Source organism: Enterobacter sp. Ap-867 (assembly GCF_011752855.1).
GTDB lineage: Bacteria > Pseudomonadota > Gammaproteobacteria > Enterobacterales > Enterobacteriaceae > Cedecea.
Window position 1 is genome coordinate 75,864 of sequence record NZ_VWWS01000001.1, and the last position, 24,300, is coordinate 100,163.

The window sequence follows — 24,300 nt, forward strand, 5'->3', positions numbered from 1 at the left end:
AAAACCCCCGGCTCGAGGGGCTATTTGAGGTTAAGTAAGACATGAGACTGACATCAAAAGGGCGCTACGCCGTAACCGCGATGCTTGACGTTGCGCTGAACTCTGAATCGGGCCCGGTTCCGTTGGCTGATATTTCTGAACGTCAGGGTATTTCACTCTCCTACCTGGAGCAGCTGTTCTCCCGCCTGCGTAAAAATGGCCTGGTGGCCAGCGTGCGCGGTCCTGGCGGTGGTTATCTGTTAGGTAAAGACGCGAGCAGCATCGCCGTAGGCGAAGTGATCAGCGCCGTTGATGAGTCCGTAGACGCCACCCGTTGCCAGGGTAAAGGCGGCTGCCAGGGCGGCGATAAGTGCCTGACTCACGCGCTGTGGCGCGACCTGAGCGATCGCCTGACCGGCTTCCTGAATAACATCACCCTGGGTGAACTGGTTAACAACCAGGAAGTGCTGGACGTGTCCGATCGTCAACATAGTGAAAATCATCGCAGCACCCGTTCTCAAGACGCTATTGACGTCAAACTGCGCGCATAAGCAGAAGAACAAGAATTTTAGAATCAGGTTGAGGGAGCGGTGCTCCCTGTCTATAACGGCAACATATTTTAAGCCTGATTCTTCGCATTGAAGTGATGTACGGAGCTTAAGAGCAATGAAATTACCGATTTACCTCGACTACTCCGCAACCACGCCGGTAGACCCGCGTGTTGCTGAGAAGATGATGCAGTTTTTAACGATGGACGGCACCTTCGGTAACCCGGCCTCTCGTTCCCACCGTTTTGGCTGGCAGGCTGAAGAAGCCGTTGATATTGCCCGTAACCAAATCGCTGAACTGGTTGGCGCAGACCCGCGTGAAATCGTCTTCACCTCCGGCGCAACCGAGTCAGACAACCTGGCTATCAAAGGTGCGGCTAACTTCTATCAGAAGAAAGGCAAGCACATCATCACCGCCAAAACCGAACACAAAGCCGTGCTGGACACCTGTCGCCAGCTTGAGCGTGAAGGGTTTGAAGTGACTTATCTGGCGCCGCAGAGCAACGGTATCGTTGACCTGAAGCAGCTGGAAGCCGCTATGCGTGAAGACACTATTCTGGTGTCCATCATGCACGTTAACAACGAAATCGGCGTGGTGCAGGATATCGCGGCTATCGGCGAAATGTGCCGTTCCCGTGGCATTATCTTCCACGTTGATGCTACCCAGAGCGTGGGCAAACTGCCTATCGATCTGAGCCAGCTGAAAGTTGACCTGATGTCCTTCTCCGGCCACAAAATTTACGGGCCGAAAGGGATCGGTGCGCTGTACGTGCGTCGCAAACCGCGTATCCGTATCGAAGCGCAGGTTCACGGCGGGGGTCACGAGCGCGGCATGCGTTCCGGTACGCTGCCTGTGCATCAGATCGTCGGCATGGGTGAAGCTTACCGTATCGCAAAAGAAGAGATGGAGACCGAAATGGCCCGTCTGCGCACGCTGCGTAACCGTCTGTGGAACGGCGTGAAAGATATGGAAGAAGTTTACCTGAACGGTGATATGGAGCATGGCGCGCCAAACATCCTCAACGTCAGCTTTAACTACGTTGAAGGCGAGTCGCTGATCATGGCGCTGAAAGACCTCGCGGTCTCTTCGGGCTCAGCCTGTACTTCCGCTAGCCTCGAGCCATCCTACGTGCTGCGTGCGCTGGGGATGAGCGATGAACTGGCACACAGCTCTATCCGTTTCTCTCTGGGTCGTTTCACCACTGAAGAAGAGATCGATTACACCATCGAGCTGGTACGTAAATCCATTGGCCGTCTGCGCGACCTTTCTCCGCTGTGGGAAATGTTCAAACAGGGCGTGGATCTTAATTCCATCGAATGGGCTCATCACTGATCGTTCGTCAGGACGTCGATTTCAGATTCTGGAGAAGTAAAAATGGCTTACAGCGAAAAAGTAATTGATCACTACGAAAACCCACGCAACGTTGGCTCTTTTGACAACAGCGACGACAGCGTAGGTTCTGGCATGGTGGGTGCACCGGCCTGTGGCGACGTGATGAAGTTGCAGATCAAAGTCAACAATGACGGTATCATTGAAGACGCGCGTTTCAAAACCTACGGCTGCGGTTCGGCGATTGCGTCCAGCTCGCTGGTGACCGAGTGGGTGAAGGGCAAGTCCCTGGACGAAGCGCAGGCGATCAAAAACACCGACATCGCAGACGAACTCGAACTGCCGCCGGTGAAAATTCACTGCTCAATCCTGGCTGAAGACGCTATCAAAGCGGCTATCGCGGATTACAAAAGCAAACGTGAAACAAAATAACTCTAACGCATTCGAGCTTGCTGCCCGGCAGCGGCTCGAAGTATGACGAGTTAAAATTTTTATTGAGGTTGTTGTATGTCGATTACCCTTAGCGACAGCGCCGCTGCCCGTGTAAGTGCCTTCCTGACCAACCGCGGTAAAGGGTTTGGTTTGCGTCTGGGTGTGCGCACATCAGGCTGCTCTGGGATGGCTTATGTTCTCGAATTTGTTGATGCACCGATGGCGGATGACACCGTGTTCGAGGACAAAGGCGTGAAGGTGGTTGTCGATGGTAAAAGCCTGCAATTCTTAAACGGGACCGAGCTCGACTTCGTCAAAGAAGGCCTTAACGAAGGGTTTAAGTTCACTAACCCAAACGTGAAGGATGAGTGTGGCTGCGGCGAAAGCTTCCACGTCTGATCCCGCGCAATTCCCCACTGGCTCTGGCCCGTGGGGATTTTGCTTTACCACACAGCACTTACCTGACCTGAACCCGAGTCTGTTATGGATTATTTTACCCTGTTTGGGCTGACGCCAGGCTACACCCTGAACACCGAGCAACTGGCCAGCCGTTACCAGGAGCTGCAGCGTCAGTTCCACCCGGACAAATACGCCAGCCGCCCTCAGGCAGAACAGCTTCTGGCCGTGAGCCAGTCCGCCACTATCAACCAGGCCTGGCAGACGCTGCGTCACCCGCTTGCCCGCGCCGAATACATCCTGTCCCTGAATGGTTTCGACCTCGCGAATGAACAGCACACCGTGCGCGACACCGCGTTCCTGATGGAACAGCTGGAGCTGCGTGAAGAGCTGGACGATATCGAGCAGGCGAAAGACAGCGACAAGCTTGAAAGCTTTGCCTCGCGCGTAAAAACAATGGTGAAAAACCGCAGCGCGCAGATGGTGCAGCAGCTGGATGACCAGCAGTGGGAACAGGCGGCGGACACTGTGCGCAAGCTGCGTTTCCTCGATAAATTGCAGAGCCAAATTGAACAACTAGAAGAAAAGCTGCTCGACTTTTAACGCCTGAACTCAGGCCCGATTTTTGGAAGCGATACATGGCCTTATTACAAATTAGTGAGCCTGGCATGATGGCAGCGCCGCACCAGCGCAGGCTGGCTGCGGGCATCGACCTTGGCACCACCAACTCGCTGGTGGCTACCGTTCGCAGCGGCCAGGCCGAAACCCTTGCCGACCATGAAGGCCGCCACCTGCTGCCTTCCGTGGTGCATTATCAGCAGCAAGAGCATATCGTTGGTTTTGACGCTCGCGCGCTTGCCGCGCAGGAGCCCGCGAATACCATTAGCTCGGTAAAACGTATGATGGGCCGCTCTCTGGCGGACATCCAGACGCGTTATCCTCATCTTCCGTATCGCCTGCAGGCCAGTGAAAACGGCCTGCCGATGATTGAAACGCCTGCTGGCCTGCTGAACCCGGTACGCATCTCTGCCGACATTCTGAAATCGCTCTCCGCGCGAGCCAGTGAAACCCTGGAAGGGGAACTGGATGGCGTGGTGATCACGGTGCCAGCCTATTTTGACGATGCGCAGCGCCAGGGCACCAAAGACGCTGCTCGCCTTGCCGGGCTGCACGTTCTTCGTTTGCTGAACGAACCTACCGCCGCGGCGATAGCCTACGGCCTGGATTCCGGTAAAGAAGGCGTTATTGCCGTTTACGATCTGGGCGGTGGGACGTTTGACATCTCCATCCTGCGCCTGAGCCGCGGTGTTTTTGAAGTGCTGGCTACTGGCGGTGATTCCGCGCTGGGCGGCGATGACTTCGACCATCTTCTGGCCGACTGGCTGCGTGAGCAGGCCGGGATTGCCGACCGTAGCGACGACCGCGTGCAGCGCCAGCTTCTGGACGCCGCCATCGCCGCCAAAATCGCGCTTAGCGATGCCGCCACCGCTAGTGTAGAAGTGGCTGGCTGGCAGGGCGAGGTCACCCGCGAGCAGTTCAACGAGCTTATCTCTTCTCTGGTTAAACGGACGTTGCTGTCCTGCCGTCGCGCGTTGAAAGACGCGGGCGTGGAAGCAGAAGATGTACTGGAAGTGGTGATGGTCGGCGGCTCAACCCGCGTACCGTTGGTGCGTGAGCGCGTAGGCGAGTTCTTTGGCCGCATGCCGTTAACCTCTATCGACCCGGATAAAGTTGTTGCCATCGGCGCGGCCATTCAGGCCGATATTCTGGTGGGCAACAAGCCGGACAGTGAAATGCTGCTGCTGGATGTGATTCCGTTGTCCCTTGGCCTGGAAACGATGGGCGGCCTGGTCGAGAAGGTTATCCCGCGTAACACCACCATCCCGGTGGCCCGCGCGCAGGAATTCACCACCTTCAAAGACGGCCAGACAGCGATGGCTATCCACGTGCTGCAGGGCGAGCGTGAACTCGTTCAGGACTGTCGTTCTCTGGCGCGCTTTACGCTGCGCGGCATCCCGGCAATGTCCGCGGGCGGAGCCCACATTCGCGTCACCTTCCAGGTCGATGCCGATGGCCTGCTGAGCGTGACGGCGATGGAAAAATCCACCGGCGTTGAATCTTCAATCCAGGTGAAACCTTCTTATGGCCTGAGCGATGGTGAAATTGCCAGTATGATTCAGGATTCCATGAGTTACGCCGAGCATGACGTGCAGGCACGCATGCTGGCCGAGCAAAAAGTCGAAGCTGCCCGCGTGCTGGAAAGTTTGACCAGCGCGTTGACGGCGGATGCCGCGCTGCTAAGCGCCGCAGAGCGTGCCGAGATTGATGCCGCGATGGCCGCGTTAAGCGCTGCTGCCGCAGGCGAAGATGCCGACGCTATTCAAAATGAAATCAAAAACGTAGACAAGCAAACCCAGGAATTCGCCGCTCGTCGTATGGATCAATCGATCCGTAAAGCGCTGACCGGCCATTCTGTGGACGAGGTTTAATATGCCAAAGATTGTTTTTCTGCCTCATCAGGACCTGTGTCCGGATGGCGCAGTTCTGGAAGCGAAGCAAGGTGAAACCATTCTCGACGTTGCGCTGCGCAACGGCATTGAGATTGAACACGCCTGTGAGAAGTCCTGCGCCTGCACCACCTGCCACTGCGTAGTGCGTGAAGGTTTTGATTCCCTCGCGGAAAGCACCGAAGACGAAGACGACATGCTGGATAAAGCATGGGGTCTGGAGCCGGAAAGCCGTCTGAGCTGCCAGGCTCGCGTCAGCGACGAAGATCTGGTGGTTGAGATGCCGCGTTACACCATTAACCACGCACGCGAACACTAACGGGAGCCGCCATGGGACTGAAGTGGACCGACAGCCGCGAAATCGGCGAGGCGCTGTACGACAGCCGCCCGGATCTCGATCCTAAGACGGTGCGTTTCACCGATATGCACCAGTGGATCTGCGAGCTGGAAGAGTTTGATGACGATCCGAACGCTTCTAACGAGAAAGTACTGGAAGCGATTTTACTTGTCTGGTTAGATGAAGCTGAATGATACACGGGCTGCCTTGGGCGGCCCGTTTTTGCATTTTGCCTGTGCTGAATAATGAAGGATTGGAAAATGACTGAAGCCATGAAAATCACCCTTTCCACGCAGCCAGCGGACGCACGCTGGGGCGAAAAGGCGACGTATAGCATTAACAATGACGGCATTACCCTACACCTGACCGGCAAAGACGATCTCGGTCTGATCCAGCGCGCGGCGCGTAAAATTGACGGCCAGGGGCTGAAGCACGTCCAACTGGCTGGTGAAGGCTGGGACGTTGAGAAAAGCTGGGCTTTCTGGCAGGGCTATCGTGCCCCAAAAGGCACCCGCAAAATTGACTGGGCGGTGCTGAGCGAAACCGAGCAGAAAGAGCTGGATAACCGCCTGAAAGTGATCGACTGGGTTCGCCATACCATCAACACCCCGGCCGAAGAGCTTGGCCCTGAGCAGCTTGCTTCCCGCGCGGTAGATCTGCTGTGCGATGTCGCCTGCGACCACGTTTCTTACCGCATCACCAAGGGTGAAGACCTGCGTGAGCAGAACTATGCCGGTATCCACACCGTTGGCCGTGGCTCAGACCGTGCCCCTGTGCTGCTGGCGCTGGACTACAACCCAACCGGCAATCCGGATGCACCGGTTTATGCGAGCCTGGTCGGGAAGGGCATTACCTTTGACTCCGGCGGCTACAGCATCAAGCAGACCGCGTTTATGGATTCCATGAAATCCGATATGGGTGGCGCCGCGACTATCACTGGCGCACTGGCTCTGGCCATCACTCGTGGCCTGAACAAGCGCGTTAAGCTGTTCCTTTGCTGTGCGGATAACATGATCAGCGGCAACGCCATGAAGCTGGGTGACATCATCACCTACCGCAACGGCAAAACCGTTGAAGTGATGAACACCGATGCCGAAGGGCGACTGGTGCTGGCTGATGGCCTGATTGACGCCGCAGCACAGAAACCAGAGCTGATCATCGACTGCGCGACCCTGACCGGGGCAGCAAAAACGGCCCTGGGTAACGACTACCATGCGCTGTTCAGCTTTGATGACAAGCTGGCTGCCCGCCTGCTGGCAAGCGCGGCGGAAGAAAACGAGCCGTTCTGGCGCCTGCCGCTGGCTGAATTCCACCGCAGCCAGCTGCCGTCTAACTTCGCCGAACTGAACAATACCGCGAACGCCTCTTACCCTGCGGGAGCGAGCACGGCGGCAGGTTTCCTGTCTCACTTTGTGGAAAACTACCACGAAGGCTGGCTGCACGTTGACTGTTCTGCGACTTACCGTAAAGGTGCCGTTGAGCAGTGGTCTGCTGGTGCGACCGGTCTTGGCGTGCGTGCGATCGCCAATCTGCTGTTAGCTAAGTAATATTGCCCCTCACCCCGGCCCTCTCCCCATAGGGGAGAGGGAGAAAAAAGTTCGGGGGAAGTTAACACCGACAGTCTCTCTGGAAGGGGAGACACTTTGAGTGGTTCTTCTCTCTCTTTCAGGAAAGAGACTCAGAACTGTTCCCTCTTCCTTCCAGGGAGAGGGTTAGGGTGAGGGTAAACCCCTTAAGCTTTATCCCGGAATCACAATGTCAGAAATAAAGAACGAATTAGAAACCCTGCTTGAGCAGGCGGCAACCGAGCCGGCGCATCGCCCGGCATTTTTCCGCACCCTGCTGGAATCCACCGTTTGGGTGCCGGGCAATGCGGCAGAAGGTGAAGCGATTGACGCCGATAGCGCGGTTGAACTGCAGCACTGGGAAAAAGAAGACGGCACTTCGGTGATCCCTTTCTTCACCTCTCTGGAAGCTTTGCAGGAAGCGGTCAGTCACGAGCAGGCGTTTGTGGTAATGCCCGTGCGCACTTTATTTGAAATGACGCTGGGTGAAGCGCTGTTCCTCAACGCCAAACTGCCGACAGGCAAAGAATTTACGCCAAATGAAATCAGCCATCTGGTCAGCGCGGAAAGCGATCCACTGAGCCAGCAGGAAGTGCTGGAGGGCGGTACTTCATTGCTGCTTTCCGAAGTTGCTGAACCGCCAGCGCAGATGGTTGACTCTCTGACCACGTTGTTTAAAAACCTGAAAACGGTCAAACGTGCGTTTATCTGCTCCATTAAAGAACAGACGGACGAAGAGCCAAACCTGCTGATTGGCATTGAGGCCGACGGCGACATCGAGGCGATTATTCGTCAGGCCGGAAGCGTAGCCACCGATACGTTGCCGGGCGATGAGCCGGTTGATATCTGCCAGGTTGTTGAAGGCGAGAAGGGTATCAGCCACTTTATGATTGCCCACATCACGCCGTTCTATGAACGCCGCTGGGGCAGCTTCCTGCGCGACTTCAAGCAAAACCGCATTATTTAACGGCCGGTTATACATATTCTAAGGGAGGCGCAGTGCCTCCCTTTTTGTATTTATTGTGCAGGCTCAACGGGCAGGTCTGGGCGAGCACCCCATTCACTCCACGAACCATCGTAAAGCGACACGCCGTTCACGCCCAGCGTGGTCAGCGCCAGCACCACAACGGCGGCGGTAACGCCTGAACCACAGCTGGCAATAATTGGCCGCTCAAAGCTCACGCCCTGGCGTTCGAAGATCTCGCTCAGTTTGTCCGTAGTCTTCAGTTGACCGTTTTCTACCAGGTCCACCCACGGCACGTTAAGCGCCCCTGGAATATGGCCGCGTTTCAGGCCCGGGCGTGGCTCATCGGCCAGCGCGTTGAAACGCGGAGCAGGGCGGGCATCCACAATCTGTGCAGTGCCTTCGTGACTGACCAGCAGCACGTCCGTCAGGCGTTTGATAACCAGTGGGTCGAAGTTAACGTCGAACTCACCTTCCGGTAGATCCACGTCCCCTTGTTCCAGCGGCAATGCTTCACGCTGCCACTCCGCCAGCCCACCGGCCAGAATGGACACTCTCTCGACGCCGAAGGTGCGCAGCATCCACCAGGCACGAGGCGCGGAGAACAGGTTACCTTCGTCGTAAACCACCAAATGCTTGTCACTGCTAACGCCAAGCTCGCGCATAGCAACGGCAAACGCTTCTGCACGTGGCATCATATGAGGAAGAGGGCTTGTGTGATCGGAGAGTGCTTCAATGTCGAAATAGGCCGCACCTGGCAGATGCCCGGCACGGTACTCCGCAGGCATATCGCGAAGTGCTTCCTGGCCTGCTGGAGCCATACGGGCATCTAAAATCTGGATATCGTCATCGTTAATATGTTCTGCGAGCCAGTCGCTCGCGACGAAGAAAGAGGTGGACACAATGAGCCTCCGGTTCATCAAAGAAAAATGGATTGTCGGTGTTTTTCTATAACCCGGCAAGCGGCCTTGCCCGACACCGCGAGATACTTCGTAAAACTTAATGAATACACCCGCAAATTTACTGCCGCCTGCGAGGCTTCGCGCAAGGCAGAGTATTCCGACTTTCGCTTTTCTGGCTAATCCGCATAATACTTGCTCTACGTAATGTTTGGCGGCCCTTATTGGCCAGGGATGAAAGAATGAATGCACTACGTTTGACGAGCCTTGCCGTACTGGTTTGCGGCCTGCTTGCGCTTTCCGGCTGTGACGATAAAAACAATCAGCAAACCGTTCAGCCCACCGCCTCTGCAGCTGCGGAACAAAACAGTAAGGCTGAAACTAAACCGGATGCAGCTCAACTGGAAAAACTGGCTCAGCAGTCTGCGGGGAAGCCGCTGAAGCTGCTCGATGCCTCTGAAGTTCAGCTGGACGGTGCCAGTACGTTAGTGCTGACCTTCTCGATTCCGCTCGACCCCAATCAGGACTTCAATAAAGTTGCCCATCTCGTGGATAAAACCAGCGGCAAAGTGGACGGTGCCTGGGAGCTTTCCAGCGACCTAAAAGAACTTCGTCTGCGGCATCTGGAGCCCAAACGCACGCTGATTGTGACCGTAGACAGCGGGCTGCTCGCGCTCAATAAAGCGACGTTCGAAGATGGCTTTGAAAAGCAAATTGCCACGCGTGATATTCAGCCGAGCGTTGGCTTTGCCAGCCGGGGCTCCTTGCTGCCGACTAAAGTGATTGCGGGGTTGCCGGTGATGGCGCTTAACGTCGATAACGTTGACGTTAACTTTTATCGCATTAAAGACAGCTCCCTAAGCGCGTTTGTCAGCCAGTGGCAGTACCGTAACTCGGTTTCAAACTGGGAATCTGACAATCTGCTGAATCTGGCTGACTTGGTTTACACCGGGCGTTTTGACCTAAATCCTGCGCGAAATACCCGTGAGAAGCTAATGCTGCCGCTGGGTGATATCAAACCTCTCCAGCAGCCCGGCGTCTATCTCGCTATCATGAGCCAGGCCGGGCATTACGCCTACAGCAATGCTGCAACCCTGTTCACGCTGAGTGATGTTGGTGTTTCGGTGCATCGCTACCACGACAGAATTGACGTCTTTACTCAAAGCCTGGAGAACGGTGCCGCGCAGTCGGGTGTGGAGATTGCGCTGTTGAACGAAAAAGGCCAAACGGTAGGGCAAACGAAAAGTGATAGTGACGGGCATGCCACGCTTGAGAAGCTGAACAAAGGCACGCTGCTGCTGGCGCGCAATGGGGAGCAAACCACGCTGCTCGATCTCAGCCGCCCGGCTCTGGATCTGGCGGAGTTTGATATTGCCGGTGAGCAAGGCTACAGCAAACAGTTCTTCATGTTTGGCCCAAGAGATCTCTATCGCCCCGGAGAGTCTGTCATCGTGAATGCCCTGCTCAGGGATGGGGATGGCAAACCGCTCCCGCCGCAGCCGGTGAAGCTTGAGGTCGTAAAACCGGACGGCCAGGTTACCCGCACCGAAGTGTGGCAGTCTGCCAACGGACTTTATCAATTTACCTGGCCTCTGAGCGAAAGCGCGGCAACCGGTAACTGGCAAATGCGGGTCAACACCGGGGATAACCAGCCGCGTATCTGGACATTTAAAGTTGAAGACTTCATGCCGGAGCGTATGGCGCTGAATCTCACGGCGCAGAGCGCGCCGATAGCGCCGATAGCGCCTGAAGATACCGTCAATTTCGACGTTACCGGGCGCTATCTCTACGGTGCGCCAGCCGCGGGTAACAGCCTTCAGGGGCAGCTATTCCTGCGCCCTTTACGTGATGCCGTTGCAAAGCTGCCTGGGTTCCAGTTCGGCGATATCAATGAGCAAAACCTTTCCCGTAGCCTGGATGCCGTTGAGCTAACGCTGGATGAACAAGGGCACACGACCGTCAGCGCGGAAAGCCAGTGGGGGGACGCGCATTCTCCTCTGCGCCTTATTTTGCAGGCTAGCCTGCTGGAGTCCGGCGGTCGCCCGGTGACACGCCGCGTTGAGCAGGCTATCTGGCCAGCTCAGGCAATGCCTGGGATCCGCCCTCAATTTTCCAGCAAAGAGGTTTATGACTACCGGACCGACACTACCCACACTCAGCCCATCGTCGATGAAGACAGCAGCGCAGGTTTCGACATTGTGTATGCCGATGCGCAGGGGGAAAAGCTGGCGGTAAGCGATCTGGACGTGCGCCTGATTCGTGAGCGCCGGGACTACTACTGGAGCTGGGAAGAAAGTGAAGGCTGGCGGTCTCAGTACGATCAAAAAGATCTGGTGGAAGCCGAGCAGAAGTTGACGCTGGCTGCCGGAGAAACCGGCAAAGTTGCCTTCCCGGTAGAGTGGGGCTCGTACCGCCTGGAAGTTCGAGATCCTGAGAGCAACCTTGTCAGTAGCCTGCGTTTCTGGGCAGGTTACAGCTGGCAGGATAACAGCGATGGCACCGGTGCAGTGCGCCCGGACAGGGTAACGCTAAAAATAGATAAACCGTCTTACAAAGCTGGCGATACCATCAATCTGCATATTGCCGCGCCTGCCGCAGGTAAAGGCTATGCGCTGGTGGAATCCAGTGACGGCCCACTGTGGTGGAAAGAAATTGATGTTCCGGCAGGCGGCATGGATCTTGCCATTCCGGTGGATAAGCGCTGGCAGCGGCACGATCTTTACTTAAGCACCGTTGTTATTCGCCCCGGAGACAAGGCGCGTTCCGCCACGCCTAAGCGCGCGGTCGGGATCCTTCATCTGCCGCTAGGAGACGAGAGCCGCCGTCTCGATCTGACGTTGCAAAATCCAGCCAAAATGCGGCCTAACCAAAACCTGACCGTGAAGGTGAAGGCCAGCGTGAAAAATGGCGAAGTGCCGAAGCAGATTAACGTGCTGCTGTCCGCCGTGGACAGCGGTGTGCTGAATATCACCGATTACAAAACGCCGGATCCGTGGGACGCCTTCTTTGGACGCAAGCGCTATGGGGCAGATATCTATGACATTTACGGTCAGGTGATTGAAGGCGAAGGGCGACTGGCTGCTTTGCGCTTCGGCGGTGACGGCGATGAAGGCGATGAGCTTAGTCGCGGCGGTAAAAAGCCGGTGAATCATGTCACTATCATCGCTCAGCAAGCCCAACCGGTTGCGCTGGATGAAAACGGCGAAGGAACGGTGACGCTGCCGATTGGTGATTTCAACGGCGAGTTGCGGGTTATGGCGCAGGCCTGGACCGACGATCGCTTTGGTAATAGCGAAGAAAAAGTCACGGTTGCCGCGCCGCTGGTGAGCGAACTGGCCGCGCCGAGGTTTATGGCGAGTGGCGATACCAGCCGCCTCGCGCTGGATCTTACTAACCTGACGGACAGGCCCCAGCAGCTTAGCGTGGTACTCAGCGCTCAGGGGCTGTTAGCGCTCAATGGCGCGTCGACGATGGACGTGAAGCTGGCGCCTGGTGCTCGCGGCACGCTGTTCATTCCCGTACGTGCGCTGGAAGGTTTCGGTGACGGTGAAATCAAAGCCGTGATTAACGGCCTCGCACTGCCGGGTGAAACGCTGGCTGACCCAATGAAACAGTGGAAAATCGCCGTTCGTCCTGCATTCCCTGCGCAGACGGTGAACAGCGGTGCCGTGGTTAAACCGGGAGAGACATGGACGCTTCCGCCTAAGCATCTGTCCGGCATTGCTGAATCTACCCTGGAAGGGCAGCTGCTGCTGAGTGGGCGTCCGCCACTGAACCTGGCGCGTTACATTCGTGAGCTAAAAGCCTATCCGTATGGCTGCCTTGAGCAAACGACCAGCGGTCTGTTCCCGTCTCTGTACACCAATGAAGCTGAACTTAATGCGCTGGGTATCAAAGGTATTACCGACCAGCAGCGCCGGAACGCCATTGATGTAGGGATTGCCCGCCTGCTTGAGATGCAAAATGACAATGGCGCTTTTGGGCTGTGGGATAAAGCAGGGCCGGAAGAATACTGGCTGACGGCCTACGTGACCGACTTCCTGGTGCGAGCTGGCGAACAGGGTTACAGCGTCAATGCGGATGCACTCAGCAAGGCCAATCAGCGCCTGCTGCGCTATCTGCAGGATCCGGGTTTGATTGCCTTACGCTACAGTGACGACGCTCCGGCCAGCCGCTTTGCGGTACAGACCTATGCCGGGCTGGTGCTGGCTCGCCAGCAAAAAGCGCCCCTTGGGGCATTGCGCGAGCTTTGGCAGCGCCGCGAGCAGACTCGTGCCGGGCTGCCTCTCGTGCAGTTGGGCGTGGCCCTGAAGCTCATGGGGGATGAACCTCGCAGCCAACAAGCGATTGCTTTGGGGCTGAAAACTCAGCGCAGTGATAAACAGATCTGGATGGCGGATTACGGCAGCGAACTGCGGGATAAAGCGATGATGCTGAGCCTGCTGGAAGAGAATAAGCTGCTACCCGACGCTCAAAACCAGCTACTGCTTGAGCTGTCTGATTTGGCCTGGAGCCAGCGTTGGTTATCCACTCAGGAAACCAATGCGTTGTTTATTGCCGGTCACGGTCTGCAAAACGTGAAAGGCGACTGGCAGGCGCAAACATCGCTAGGTGCACAGCCACTGGCATCCAGTCAGTCGGTAACGCGCAATCTGAGCGCGCAGCTGCTTTCTGATCTGCAGGTGACCAACACCGGGATGAGCAGCCTCTATTTGCGCCTCGACAGCGCGGGATATCCGCAGCAGGCACCGGCTCCCTACAGCAATGTGCTGCATATTGAACGCCACTTCCTTGATGCGAAAGGCAACACCCGGCGGCTTTCTTCACTGAAAAGCGGTGAGCTGGTTATGGTCTGGCTGGACGTTTGGGCAGACAAGAACGTGCCTGATGCGCTGGTCGTCGATTTACTGCCGGCCGGGCTGGAGCTGGAAAACCAGAATTTGGCTAACAGCAGCGCCAGCCTGGGGGACAGCGCGAGTGAAGTACAGACTCTGCTGAACCAAATGCAGCAGCAGGACATTCAGCATATGGAGTTCAGGGATGACCGCTTTGTGGCCGCATTGCCGCTTAATGAAGGCCAGCATGCGACGCTTATTTACCTGGCCCGAGCCGTTACGCCGGGAAGCTACACCGTGCCCGTACCGCAGGTGGAATCCATGTACGTTCCGCAGTGGCGGGCAACCGGTAGCAGTACCGGCACGTTGACCGTTGTGCCGTAAGCAGAACGTCGGTGCTTAACGGATCAAGGCTACGCTGGCGGCGGGGCTATCTCTGGCTGATAGTCCCGCTGCTGGTTGCCACTTTTATCTGGCTGGGGGATAAGCTTTGGCCGTTGCCGCTGCAAGAGGTCAATCCGGCCCGAGTGGTGGTGGCGGCAGACGGCACGCCGCTTTGGCGTTTTGCTGATGCCGAAGGGATCTGGCGTTATCCCGTCGCACTGAATCAGGTTTCTCCCCGCTACCTGGAAGCGCTAATCGGCTATGAGGATCGCTGGTTTTGGGATCATCCTGGCGTCAATCCGCTCTCTATTTTGCGCGCGGCCTGGCAGGATCTGCGCAATGGGGAAGTGATCTCTGGTGGCAGTACGCTGACAATGCAGGTTGCCCGCTTATTGGATCCCCATCCTCGTACACTCGGCGGCAAAATACGTCAGGTCTGGCGGGCCTTTCAGCTTGAGTGGCATCTTTCCAAAACGGAGATCCTGACGCTCTACCTTAATCGTGCCCCCTTTGGCGGCACACTACAGGGGATCGGCGCGGCAAGCTGGGCGTATCTTGGAAAAGCGCCTGAGCAGCTAAGTTATTCAGAAGCGGCCTTGCTTGCCGTGCTGCCTCAGGCTCCCAGCCGCCTGCGGCCCGATCGCTGGCCTGAACGAGCGCAACAGGCGCGGGATAAGGTTTTACGCCGTATGGCGGAACAGAGCGTCTGGTCGCAAAAGCAGATTGATGAGGCTTTGCAGGAGCCTGTTTGGCTGGCACCGCGACAGATGCCGCAGCTGGCTCCGCTGCTGTCGCGGGCACTGGTATCGAAAAGCAAGTCAACGTTGATTGCGACCACGATAAATGCTCCTTTACAGCGCCAGCTGGAAGAGCTGGCGCTGAACTGGAAATCACGCCTGCCGCCTCGCTCCTCGCTGGCCATGCTGGTGGTTGATCACACTACAATGCAGGTTCGCGCGTGGGTGGGATCGGCGGATATTAACGATGACAGCCGATTTGGGCATGTCGATATGATCACCGCGATTCGCTCGCCGGGGTCCGTGTTAAAGCCTTTTGTTTACGGCATGGCAATGGATGACGGGCTGATTCATCCGGCGTCGTTGTTGCAGGACGTTCCGCGTCGGTTCGGCGATTATCGCCCTGGGAACTTCGACACCGGTTTTCACGGGCCGGTAAGCATGAGCGATGCCCTGGTGCGTTCGCTGAATTTACCTGCTGTTCAGGTGCTTGAGGCCTACGGGCCGAAGCGTTTTGCCGGGCAGATGGGCAACGTGGGGCTTAATCTTCGCTTTCCTCAGGGCAGTGAGCCCAACCTGTCGCTTATTCTTGGGGGCGGTGGCGCCAGGCTGGACCAGATAGTGGCAGCCTACGGCGCGTTTGCCCGTCATGGCAAGGCCGCTCAGTTGCGGGTTTTGGAAAGTGATGCCCTGCGAGAGCGCCCTCTGATGTCGCCGGGAGCTGCGTGGGTGATTCGCCGTATTCTTGCCGGGGAGGCCCAGCCTCAGCCGGATGCTTCTTTACCTCCCGTCGTCCCTCTGGCGTGGAAAACCGGGACCAGTTACGGGTATCGTGATGCCTGGGCCATAGGCATTAATTCGCGCTATCTGATTGGCATCTGGACCGGCAGGCCTGATAGCACGCCGGTGGCGGGGCAGTTTGGGTTAGGGAGTGCCGTACCGCTGCTTAATCAGGTGAATAATTTGCTGCAGGCTAATTCGCGCGTGCAGCAGCTCCATTTACCGACCGATCCCCGGCCCACTTCCGTTACGGCCGCAGAGATCTGCTGGCCTGGCGGCCAGGCATTGCCAGCCGGGGATATGAACTGTCGTCGACGGCTGGCAACATGGCTTCTGGACGATGCTCAGCCGCCCACGCTGCTGGCACCGGGGCAAGAAGGCGCTCAGGGAACGCGTCAGCTTATTTGGGTGGATGCGCAGGGTAAGCGAGTGGCAGCCGATTGCCCTGGGGCTATTCAACAGGCAGTTGCTCTCTGGCCATTGCCCCTTGAACCCTGGCTACCCCCGACTGAGCGCCGTGTTGCTCGTTTGCCAGCAGTTTCAGCCAGTTGCCCACCGCTACAGACAGAGAGTGCCACGCCGCTGCTGCTGCTCGGCGTGCGTGACGGCACTATTTTGAAACGCTTACCGGGGCAGATGCAGCTCCCGCTACGGCTTTCCAGCCAGGGCGGGCAGGGCCAGCGGTGGTGGTTCATTAACGGAGAAAGCGAAGAGAGCAAAGGCGACGGGCTGGCCTTAATGCTCAATAAACCGGGCGACTATCAGGTCGTGGTGATGGATGAGTCCGGGCAGGTTGCCAGCGCGACCTTTATCCTGCAGTGACGGCAAAACGTGAAATTTCACCCGCTGCAGCAATAGTGTTGCCAAAACTAATCTTATTTTAAAAAAATGTTATCTCCATCCATAGGCAACGACAAACTTGCTCTTTATAATCTGCGCCAATTTCATAACCGGGTTTCCCCGGACACACAGAACATCTACAGAGGTAATCATGGCTATTGAACGTACTTTTTCCATCATCAAACCAAACGCGGTGGCAAAAAACGTTATTGGTAACATTTATGCTCGTTTTGAATCTGCAGGGTTTAAAATCGTTGGCGCAAAAATGCTGCACCTGACCGTTGAGCAGGCTCGTGGTTTCTACGCCGAGCACGACGGTAAGCCGTTCTTCGACGGTCTGGTGGAGTTCATGACTTCTGGCCCAATCGTTGTTTCCGTGCTGGAAAGCGAAAACGCAGTGCAGCGTCACCGTGACCTGCTGGGCGCAACTAACCCGGCTAACGCACTGGCTGGTACTCTGCGTGCAGACTACGCAGACAGCTTCACCGAAAACGGCACCCACGGTTCTGACTCCGTAGAATCCGCAGCCCGTGAAATCGCCTACTTCTTCGGCGAAGGCGAAGTGTGCCCACGCACACGTTGATATTTCTAAATCTGTAAGCGAATTTACACTTAATATCTTAGTTGTTCGCTTTCAGTCGTGGCATCTATGCCATAGAATTTGTACAATGCAACGCCCCCGGAAGAGCCTGCTCACCGGGGCGTTTCTTTTTCTAACCCTCCAGGGGCCATAACGTGTAACAACGAGGCCGGAAAACATTATGTCTGAAATGAACACGCCTGAAGCAACACCTGTTGTTGTTTCCAATAAAGCCGAAAAAATTAACCTGCTCGATCTCAACCGCCAGCAGCTGCGCGAGTTTTTCGCCGAGCTGGGTGAAAAACCTTTCCGTGCAGATCAGGTCATGAAGTGGATGTATCACTACTGCAGTGATGATTTCGACGAAATGACGGACATCAACAAGGTCCTGCGCAATAAGCTGAAAGAGATCGCCGAGATTCGTGCACCTGAAGTTGCTGAAGAGCAACGTTCTGCCGACGGTACCATCAAGTGGGCAATCAAAATTGCCGACCAGCTGGTGGAAACGGTGTATATCCCGGAGGAAGACCGCGCCACGCTGTGTGTTTCTTCTCAGGTTGGCTGTGCGCTGGAATGTAAATTCTGCTCAACCGCGCAGCAGGGCTTTAACCGTAACCTGCGCGTGTCTGAAATTATTGGTCAGGTCTGGCGCGCGGCGAAGATTATCGGTGCGCAGAAGAAAACCGGCGTGCGTCCTATCACCAACGTGGTGATGATGGGCATGGGCGAACCGCTGCTGAACCTGAACAACGTTGTTCCGGCAATGGAAATTATGCTCGACGACTTTGGCTTTGGTCTGTCCAAACGCCGCGTCACGCTTTCTACCTCTGGTGTGGTACCCGCACTGGATAAGCTCGGGGATATGATTGATGTCGCGCTGGCAATTTCGCTGCACGCGCCGACCGATGATATTCGCGATGAAATCATGCCGATCAACAAGAAGTACAACATCGAAACCTTCCTGGCGGCCGTTCGTCGTTACCTGGAGAAATCCAACGCCAACCAGGGCCGCGTCACGGTGGAATACGTTCTGCTGGATCACGTCAATGATGGTACCGAACATGCGCATCAACTGGCTGAATGCCTGAAAGATACGCCATGCAAAATCAACCTGATTCCATGGAACCCGTTCCCGGGCGCACCATACGGCCGCAGCTCCAACAGCCGTATCGATCGTTTCTCTAAAGTGCTGATGAGCTATGGTTTCACCACCATTGTTCGCAAGACACGCGGCGACGATATCGACGCGGCATGTGGTCAGTTGGCGGGGGAAGTGATCGACCGTACCAAACGCACTATGCGTAAACGTATGCAGGGCGAACCTATTGCCGTAAAAGCTGTTTGATTGTAGATGGCGATTTGCCGCGCTGGGCGAGGGTGCCTGGCGCGGTATAAAAAACGGGCAAAAGTGCATGAACAGTCAATAACGTGGCCTAATACATCATTCAGCATAATAATTACGGTGCGTTTCTGGCGGCTTTAAGGCAGTATGTAGCGTCGCAACAACAGTTTAGTTGTGCCCATTTCGTAAAGTTAACGGACAGCCAGCCAAAGGCTGACTATGGTTAACTAACCGGCGAGTCCGGTAGCCCGTAAAAATGCCAGCTAGCGCTAACAGCATGGCGGGAATCGGGAATTTTTACTGAGGGCTAGCCTTCAGGTATCAGATTTGTTTCGCGGTGCGAGTCAATCTGACGTAGCGGAGACGCTGCGGTACAGGACTTGTGCCAAATTCTTTAATTTGAACAGTACCAGCAGTTGTAGCTAATGAATACTGAAGCCACTAACGAATCAAATGCAGCACAAACCACAGGCCAGCGTTTACGTAATGCACGTGAGCAAATGGGGCTCAGCCAGCAGGCTGTGGCCGAACGCCTGTGCCTGAAAGTTTCCACCGTCAGGGATATCGAAGACGACAAGGCGCCTGCCGAGCTGGCGTCTACTTTCCTGCGTGGCTATATCCGCTCTTATGCGCGACTGGTTCGTATTCCTGAAGAAGAGCTGTTGCCGATGATGGCGAAACAGGCACCGATTAAGGCAGCCAAAGTTGAGCCGATGCAAAGCTTCTCTCTTGGTAAGCGTCGTAAAAAGCGCGACGGCTGGCTGATGAGCTTTACCTGGCTGATTCTGTTCGTGGTGATTGGCCTGACCGGCGCATGGTGGTGGCAAAATCACAAAGCGCAGCAGGAAGAGCTGTCGACCATGGCCGATCAATCTTCCACCGAACTTTCAACCAGCGGCGGCCAGTCTGTGCCGCTGAACACCGGCAGTGATACGCCTGCCGATGCAACATCTACTACATCAACACCTGCGCAACCTGTTGAACTGCCTACGCCAGTAGAGAACACCGCTTCTTCTTCTGCGCCAGCTCAGCAAAACGCTACTGCAAATGCGGCTCAGCAATCTGCCGTTGTGGCGCCAAGCCAGGCACCTGTTGATAACGCCCAGACAACGCCAGCCCCAACCGCAGGCCAACTGCCAACCGATCAGGCTGGCGTGAATCAGACTGCAGACGCCTCTCAAGGGCTGTCTATGCACTTCACCGCTGACTGCTGGCTGGAAGTGACTGACGCCAGCGGCAAAAAGCTGTTTAGCGGCCTGCAGCGCAAAGATGCGAAGCTCGATTTAGCGGGTAAAGCGCCTTATAAACTGAAAATTGGCGCACCGTCAGCAGTACAGGTTCAATATCAGGGCAAACCTGTGGACCTGAGTCGCTTTATCAGAACTAACCAGGTTGCACGTCTCACTGTCGGTGCTGAATAATCAGCGCCAGTTCAGACGCGTAATTGTGGAGATTTACCATGCATAATGCCGCACCCATCCAACGTCGCAAATCCAAGCGGATCTACGTCGGTAATGTGCCAATCGGCGATGGTGCCCCTATCGCCGTTCAGTCGATGACCAATACGCGCACCACCGATGTGGAAGCCACGGTTAATCAAATCAAAGCATTAGAACGCGTGGGTGCCGACATCGTTCGTGTATCCGTGCCGACAATGGACGCCGCAGAGGCGTTTAAGCTTATCAAGCAACAGGTCAGTGTCCCGCTGGTCGCCGATATTCACTTCGATTACCGTATTGCGCTTAAAGTCGCAGAGTACGGCGTTGATTGCCTGCGTATTAACCCCGGCAACATCGGCAACGAAGAGCGTATTCGCTCGGTGGTTGACTGCGCACGCGATAAAAACATTCCTATCCGTATCGGCGTGAATGCCGGTTCTCTGGAAAAAGATCTGCAGGAAAAATACGGCGAGCCGACGCCTCAGGCGCTGCTCGAATCCGCCATGCGCCACGTCGATCATTTGGATCGTCTCAACTTCGATCAGTTTAAGGTGAGCGTAAAAGCGTCAGACGTATTCCTGGCCGTTGAGTCTTATCGCCTGCTGGCAAAACAGATCGATCAGCCGCTGCACCTCGGGATCACCGAAGCGGGCGGCGCGCGAGCGGGTTCTGTCAAATCCGCTATCGGCCTCGGGCTGCTGCTCTCTGAAGGGATCGGTGACACGCTGCGCATTTCCCTGGCGGCAGATCCGGTGGAAGAGATCAAAGTGGGCTTCGACATCCTTAAGTCGCTGCGCATTCGCTCCCGTGGGATCAACTTTATCGCCTGTCCAACTTGCTCACGTCAGGAGTTTGACGTTATCGGGACGGTAAACGCCCTGGAGCAGCGCCTGGAAGACATTATCACCCCGATGGACGTTTCCATTATCGGCTGCGTGGTGAATGGCCCGGGTGAAGCGCTGGTTTCCACGCTTGGGGTGACCGGCGGCAATAAAAAAAGTGGTTTCTACGAAGATGGCGTCCGCCAGCGAGATCGTATGGACAACGACGACATGATTGCGCAGCTTGAAGCGCGTATTCGTGCCAAAGCCAGCATGCTGGATGAAAAACAGCGTATTGATATCCAACAGCTGGAAAAATAATGCGAAGCATGGGAAGCACAGGGCTTCCCGTGTATGATTGAGCCCGCACGGCCGTTTACCTGAGTAAGTGGCCTGATTTCGGGTTCATTTTTTGTATATAAAGCAGAGAACAAACGTGGCAAAAAATATTCAAGCCATTCGCGGCATGAACGATTACCTGCCGGGCGAAACCGCCATCTGGCAGCGTATTGAAGGCATTCTTAAGCAGGTGCTCGCGAGCTACGGTTACAGCGAAATCCGTTTGCCGATTGTAGAGCAGACCCCGTTATTCAAACGCGCTATCGGTGAAGTCACCGACGTGGTTGAAAAAGAGATGTATACCTTTGAGGATCGCAACGGCGACAGCCTGACCCTGCGTCCTGAGGGCACCGCGGGCTGCGTGCGTGCCGGTATCGAACATGGTCTTCTGTACAATCAGGAACAGCGTTTGTGGTACATCGGGCCGATGTTCCGCCACGAACGGCCTCAGAAAGGGCGTTACCGCCAGTTTAATCAGCTGGGTGTGGAAGTGTTTGGCCTGAACGGTCCGGATATCGACGCCGAGCTTATCATGCTGACCGCTCGCTGGTGGCGCGCGCTGGGTATTGACCAGCACGTCAGCCTGGAGCTGAACTCCATCGGTTCTCTGGAAGCGCGCGCTAACTACCGTGATGCGCTGGTTGCTTTCCTGGAACAGCATAAAGAGAAGCTGGACGAAGACTGCAAACGCCGCATGTACAGCAACCCGCTGCGCGTGCTGGACTCCAAAAATCAGGACGTTCAGGCTCTGCTGAACGACGCGCCTCAGCTGGGCGATTACCTGGATGAAGAGTCCCGCGAGCATTTCGCCGGTCTGTGCCAGTTCCTGGATGCGGCAGGCATTGTTTACACCGTTAACCAGCGTCTGGTTCGCGGCCTGGATTACTACAACCGCACCGTGTTTGAGTGGGTGACCAATAGCCTGGGCTCTCAGGGTACCGTGTGTGCCGGTGGCCGCTACGATGGTCTGGTGGAGCAGCTTGGCGGGCGCGCGGCGCCAGCGGTTGGCTTTGCCATGGGCCTCGAACGCCTTGTTTTACTGGTTCAGGCGATTAATCCTGAATTTAAAGCAGAATCCGTTGTCGATATGTACCTGATATCTTCAGGTCAGGGAACGCAGGGCGCGGCAATGCTGCTGGCTGAAAAGCTACGTGACCAGGTGCCGGCCCTGAAATTGATGACTAACTACGGCGGCGGTAACTTCAAGAAGCAGTTCGTTCGTGCCGACAAGTGGGGCGCTCGCGTTGCACTGGTGCTGGGCGAAGATGAAGTCGCTAAAGGCGAAGTCGTGGTTAAGGATTTACGCACAGGTGAGCAACAAAACGTCGCGCAAGCCGACGTTGCCGCCCATCTGCAGGCGTTACTGGGTTAATTACCCGGTGATTATTCGTTAAGGAGAAGGACTGCGTGGAAGTTTACGAGAACGAAAACGATCAGATGGAAGCGGTTAAACGCTTCTTTGCGGAAAACGGCAAAGCGCTGGTAGTCGGGGTTGTGCTGGGTATCGGCGCTCTGGTGGGCTGGCGTTACTGGAACGGCCACCAGGACGACTCCATGCGTGAAGCCTCCCTGGCTTACCAGAATGTGACCAGCGCGGTGAAAGCAGACCAGCCGCAAACGCTGGAAGCGGTCGAGAAATTTGCCGCTGACAACAAAAACACCTACGGCGCGCTGGCGGCGTTAGAGCTGGCGCAGCAGTTCGTGGATAAAAACGAGCTGGATAAAGCGGCAACGCAGCTGCAAAACGGCCTTAGCAGCACCAAAGATGCGAACATGCAGGCGCTGATCAATCTGCGTCTGGCTCGCATTCAGATTCAGCAGAAACAGGCTGATGCCGCGCTGAAAACCCTGGATAGCGTAAAAGGCGAAGGCTGGGTAGCGATGGTTGCCGACCTGCGCGGCGAAGCGCTGCTCAGTAAAGGGGATAAGCAGGGCGCTCGTGATGCGTGGAGCAAAGGTTCACAGACCAATGCTTCTCCGGCCCTGCGTGAAATGATGCAGATGAAAATCAATAATTTGTCCAGCTAAGAGGGACCCGATGCAATTGCGTAAACTATTTGTGCCTGGGCTGCTCTCCTTGACGCTGCTCAGCGGCTGCTCCCTGTTCAGCGGCGAAGAAGATGTGGTTAAAATGTCCCCGCTGCCAACGGTGGAAAATCAGTTCACTCCGGCAAAAGCGTGGAGCACTTCCGTGGGTGATGGAATCGGTGATTTCTACTCTAACCTGCATCCGGCGTGGCAGGGCAGCACCATTTATGCTGCTGACCGTCGCGGTATCGTGAAAGCGCTGAATGCGGATGACGGCAAAGAAGAGTGGAAGGTCGATCTTTCTGAGAAAACCGGCTTCTTCTCCAGCAATATTCCTGCTCTGCTGTCCGGCGGCCTGACCGTTGACGGCGGCCACGTTTATGTTGGCACCGAAAAAGCGAAAGTCTTCGCCCTGAACACCTCCGACGGCAGCATCGCCTGGCAGGCAAAAGTGGCTGGCGAAGCGCTGTCTCGCCCGGTTGTGAGCGACGGCGTGGTGCTGATTCATACCAGCAACGGTATGCTGCAGGCGCTGAACGAAGCTGACGGCGCGGTAAAATGGAGCGTTAACCTCGATATGCCTGCGCTGTCTCTGCGCGGTGAATCGGCTCCGGCCACCGCCTTTGGTGCCGCTATTGTCGGCGGAGATAACGGCCGCGTAAGCGCCGTGCTGATGCAGCAGGGCCAGCTTATCTGGCAGCAGCGTATCTCCCAGGCGACTGGCGCGACAGAAATTGACCGCCTGAGCGACGTGGATACTACGCCGGTTATCGTGAATGGCGTGGTTTATGCTCTGGCTTACAACGGCAACCTGACGGCGCTGGATCTGCGTTCCGGCCAGATCATGTGGAAACGTGAGATGGGCTCGGTGAACGACTTCATCGTGGACGGGAACCGCATTTACCTGGTGGATCAGAATGACCGCGTTGTTGCGCTGAACGTAGACGGCGGCGTAACGCTGTGGACGCAAAGCGATCTGCTGCACCGCAACCTGACCGCGCCAGTGCTGTACAATGGCTACCTGGTCGTTGGCGACAGCGAAGGCTACATGCACTGGATCAACAACGATGATGGGCGCTTTGTTGCCCAGCAGAAAGTGGACAGCTCCGGCTTCCAGACGACGCCAGTGGTTGCCAGCGACAAACTGCTTATCCAGGCAAAAGACGGCACGCTGTACGCCATCAAACGCTAAACTTGTCGGATAATCGTCACGTTTGA

Annotated in this window: 20 protein-coding genes; 19 read left to right on the forward strand and 1 reads right to left on the reverse strand. The window is 56.1% G+C overall.

Translation table 11 applies throughout. The features are described 5' to 3' along the window. The first annotated feature begins 41 nt into the window (after positions 1-41). The 10 genes from iscR to sseB all read left to right on the forward strand — a co-directional run bounded on the left by iscR (position 42) and on the right by sseB (position 8,061). Positions 42-530, forward strand: coding sequence for a Fe-S cluster assembly transcriptional regulator IscR (iscR, locus tag F3J26_RS00385; protein WP_008459430.1), 489 nt, complete (start codon positions 42-44; stop codon positions 528-530). Between the two features lie 115 nt (positions 531-645). Beyond that, entirely contained in the window at positions 646-1,860 is a 1,215-nt protein-coding gene (iscS, locus tag F3J26_RS00390; RefSeq protein ID WP_166990458.1) for a cysteine desulfurase, read from the forward strand. A gap of 42 nt (positions 1,861-1,902) precedes the next feature. After that, the gene (gene iscU / locus F3J26_RS00395; protein ID WP_008459428.1) at positions 1,903-2,289 is read left to right on the forward strand and encodes a Fe-S cluster assembly scaffold IscU; all 387 of its coding nucleotides are present in this window, start codon (positions 1,903-1,905) and stop codon (positions 2,287-2,289) included. Between the two features lie 75 nt (positions 2,290-2,364). After that, positions 2,365-2,688, forward strand: coding sequence for an iron-sulfur cluster assembly protein IscA (gene iscA / locus F3J26_RS00400; RefSeq protein ID WP_008459427.1), 324 nt, complete (start codon positions 2,365-2,367; stop codon positions 2,686-2,688). Positions 2,689-2,772: 84 nt separating this feature from the next. Then, on the forward strand, positions 2,773-3,288 hold the full coding sequence (gene hscB / locus F3J26_RS00405) for a co-chaperone HscB (RefSeq protein ID WP_039296154.1): 516 nt from the start codon (positions 2,773-2,775) through the stop codon (positions 3,286-3,288). Positions 3,289-3,323: 35 nt separating this feature from the next. After that, positions 3,324-5,174: a Fe-S protein assembly chaperone HscA gene (hscA, locus tag F3J26_RS00410; RefSeq protein ID WP_166990461.1), complete on the forward strand. Its 1,851-nt coding sequence runs from the start codon at positions 3,324-3,326 to the stop codon at positions 5,172-5,174. Between the two features lies 1 nt (position 5,175). Continuing rightward, positions 5,176-5,511, forward strand: coding sequence for an ISC system 2Fe-2S type ferredoxin (gene fdx / locus F3J26_RS00415; protein ID WP_008459424.1), 336 nt, complete (start codon positions 5,176-5,178; stop codon positions 5,509-5,511). Positions 5,512-5,522: 11 nt separating this feature from the next. Further along, positions 5,523-5,723 (forward strand): Fe-S cluster assembly protein IscX, encoded by a 201-nt coding sequence (gene iscX / locus F3J26_RS00420; RefSeq protein WP_016537752.1) that lies wholly within the window; start codon positions 5,523-5,525, stop codon positions 5,721-5,723. 66 nt (positions 5,724-5,789) lie between these two features. Further along, entirely contained in the window at positions 5,790-7,076 is a 1,287-nt protein-coding gene (pepB, locus tag F3J26_RS00425; protein ID WP_008459420.1) for an aminopeptidase PepB, read from the forward strand. Positions 7,077-7,284: 208 nt separating this feature from the next. Further along, on the forward strand, positions 7,285-8,061 hold the full coding sequence (sseB, locus tag F3J26_RS00430) for an enhanced serine sensitivity protein SseB (RefSeq protein WP_166990464.1): 777 nt from the start codon (positions 7,285-7,287) through the stop codon (positions 8,059-8,061). 50 nt (positions 8,062-8,111) lie between these two features. Here sseB and sseA read toward each other — a convergent pair whose 3' ends face one another. Then, positions 8,112-8,960 (reverse strand): 3-mercaptopyruvate sulfurtransferase, encoded by an 849-nt coding sequence (gene sseA / locus F3J26_RS00435; protein ID WP_166990467.1) that lies wholly within the window; start codon positions 8,958-8,960, stop codon positions 8,112-8,114. A 239-nt stretch (positions 8,961-9,199) separates the two neighbouring features. On the opposite strand from sseA, the gene F3J26_RS00440 reads away from it, so the two are divergent. From F3J26_RS00440 to bamB, 9 genes are all read left to right on the forward strand, one after another. Next, positions 9,200-14,176, forward strand: coding sequence for an alpha-2-macroglobulin family protein (locus F3J26_RS00440; protein ID WP_166990470.1), 4,977 nt, complete (start codon positions 9,200-9,202; stop codon positions 14,174-14,176). An 11-nt stretch (positions 14,177-14,187) separates the two neighbouring features. Then, entirely contained in the window at positions 14,188-16,515 is a 2,328-nt protein-coding gene (gene pbpC / locus F3J26_RS00445) for a peptidoglycan glycosyltransferase PbpC (protein ID WP_166990473.1), read from the forward strand. 169 nt (positions 16,516-16,684) lie between these two features. After that, positions 16,685-17,116 carry a nucleoside-diphosphate kinase gene (gene ndk / locus F3J26_RS00450; protein ID WP_039296136.1) on the forward strand — a complete coding sequence of 144 codons (432 nt, stop codon included), beginning with the start codon at positions 16,685-16,687 and terminating at the stop codon, positions 17,114-17,116. Between the two features lie 178 nt (positions 17,117-17,294). Then, positions 17,295-18,458 (forward strand): dual-specificity RNA methyltransferase RlmN, encoded by a 1,164-nt coding sequence (gene rlmN / locus F3J26_RS00455; RefSeq protein ID WP_008459410.1) that lies wholly within the window; start codon positions 17,295-17,297, stop codon positions 18,456-18,458. A 422-nt stretch (positions 18,459-18,880) separates the two neighbouring features. Then, positions 18,881-19,876: a cytoskeleton protein RodZ gene (gene rodZ, locus F3J26_RS00460; protein ID WP_166990476.1), complete on the forward strand. Its 996-nt coding sequence runs from the start codon at positions 18,881-18,883 to the stop codon at positions 19,874-19,876. A gap of 38 nt (positions 19,877-19,914) precedes the next feature. Further along, positions 19,915-21,036, forward strand: a complete 1,122-nt coding sequence (gene ispG, locus F3J26_RS00465) for a flavodoxin-dependent (E)-4-hydroxy-3-methylbut-2-enyl-diphosphate synthase (RefSeq protein ID WP_008459408.1) — start codon at positions 19,915-19,917, stop codon at positions 21,034-21,036. Between the two features lie 115 nt (positions 21,037-21,151). Continuing rightward, positions 21,152-22,426 (forward strand): histidine--tRNA ligase, encoded by a 1,275-nt coding sequence (gene hisS / locus F3J26_RS00470; RefSeq protein WP_166990479.1) that lies wholly within the window; start codon positions 21,152-21,154, stop codon positions 22,424-22,426. A 35-nt stretch (positions 22,427-22,461) separates the two neighbouring features. Continuing rightward, positions 22,462-23,082 carry a YfgM family protein gene (locus tag F3J26_RS00475; RefSeq protein WP_008459406.1) on the forward strand — a complete coding sequence of 207 codons (621 nt, stop codon included), beginning with the start codon at positions 22,462-22,464 and terminating at the stop codon, positions 23,080-23,082. A gap of 10 nt (positions 23,083-23,092) precedes the next feature. Then, positions 23,093-24,274, forward strand: coding sequence for an outer membrane protein assembly factor BamB (bamB, locus tag F3J26_RS00480; RefSeq protein WP_008459405.1), 1,182 nt, complete (start codon positions 23,093-23,095; stop codon positions 24,272-24,274). The last annotated feature ends 26 nt before the right edge of the window (positions 24,275-24,300 follow it).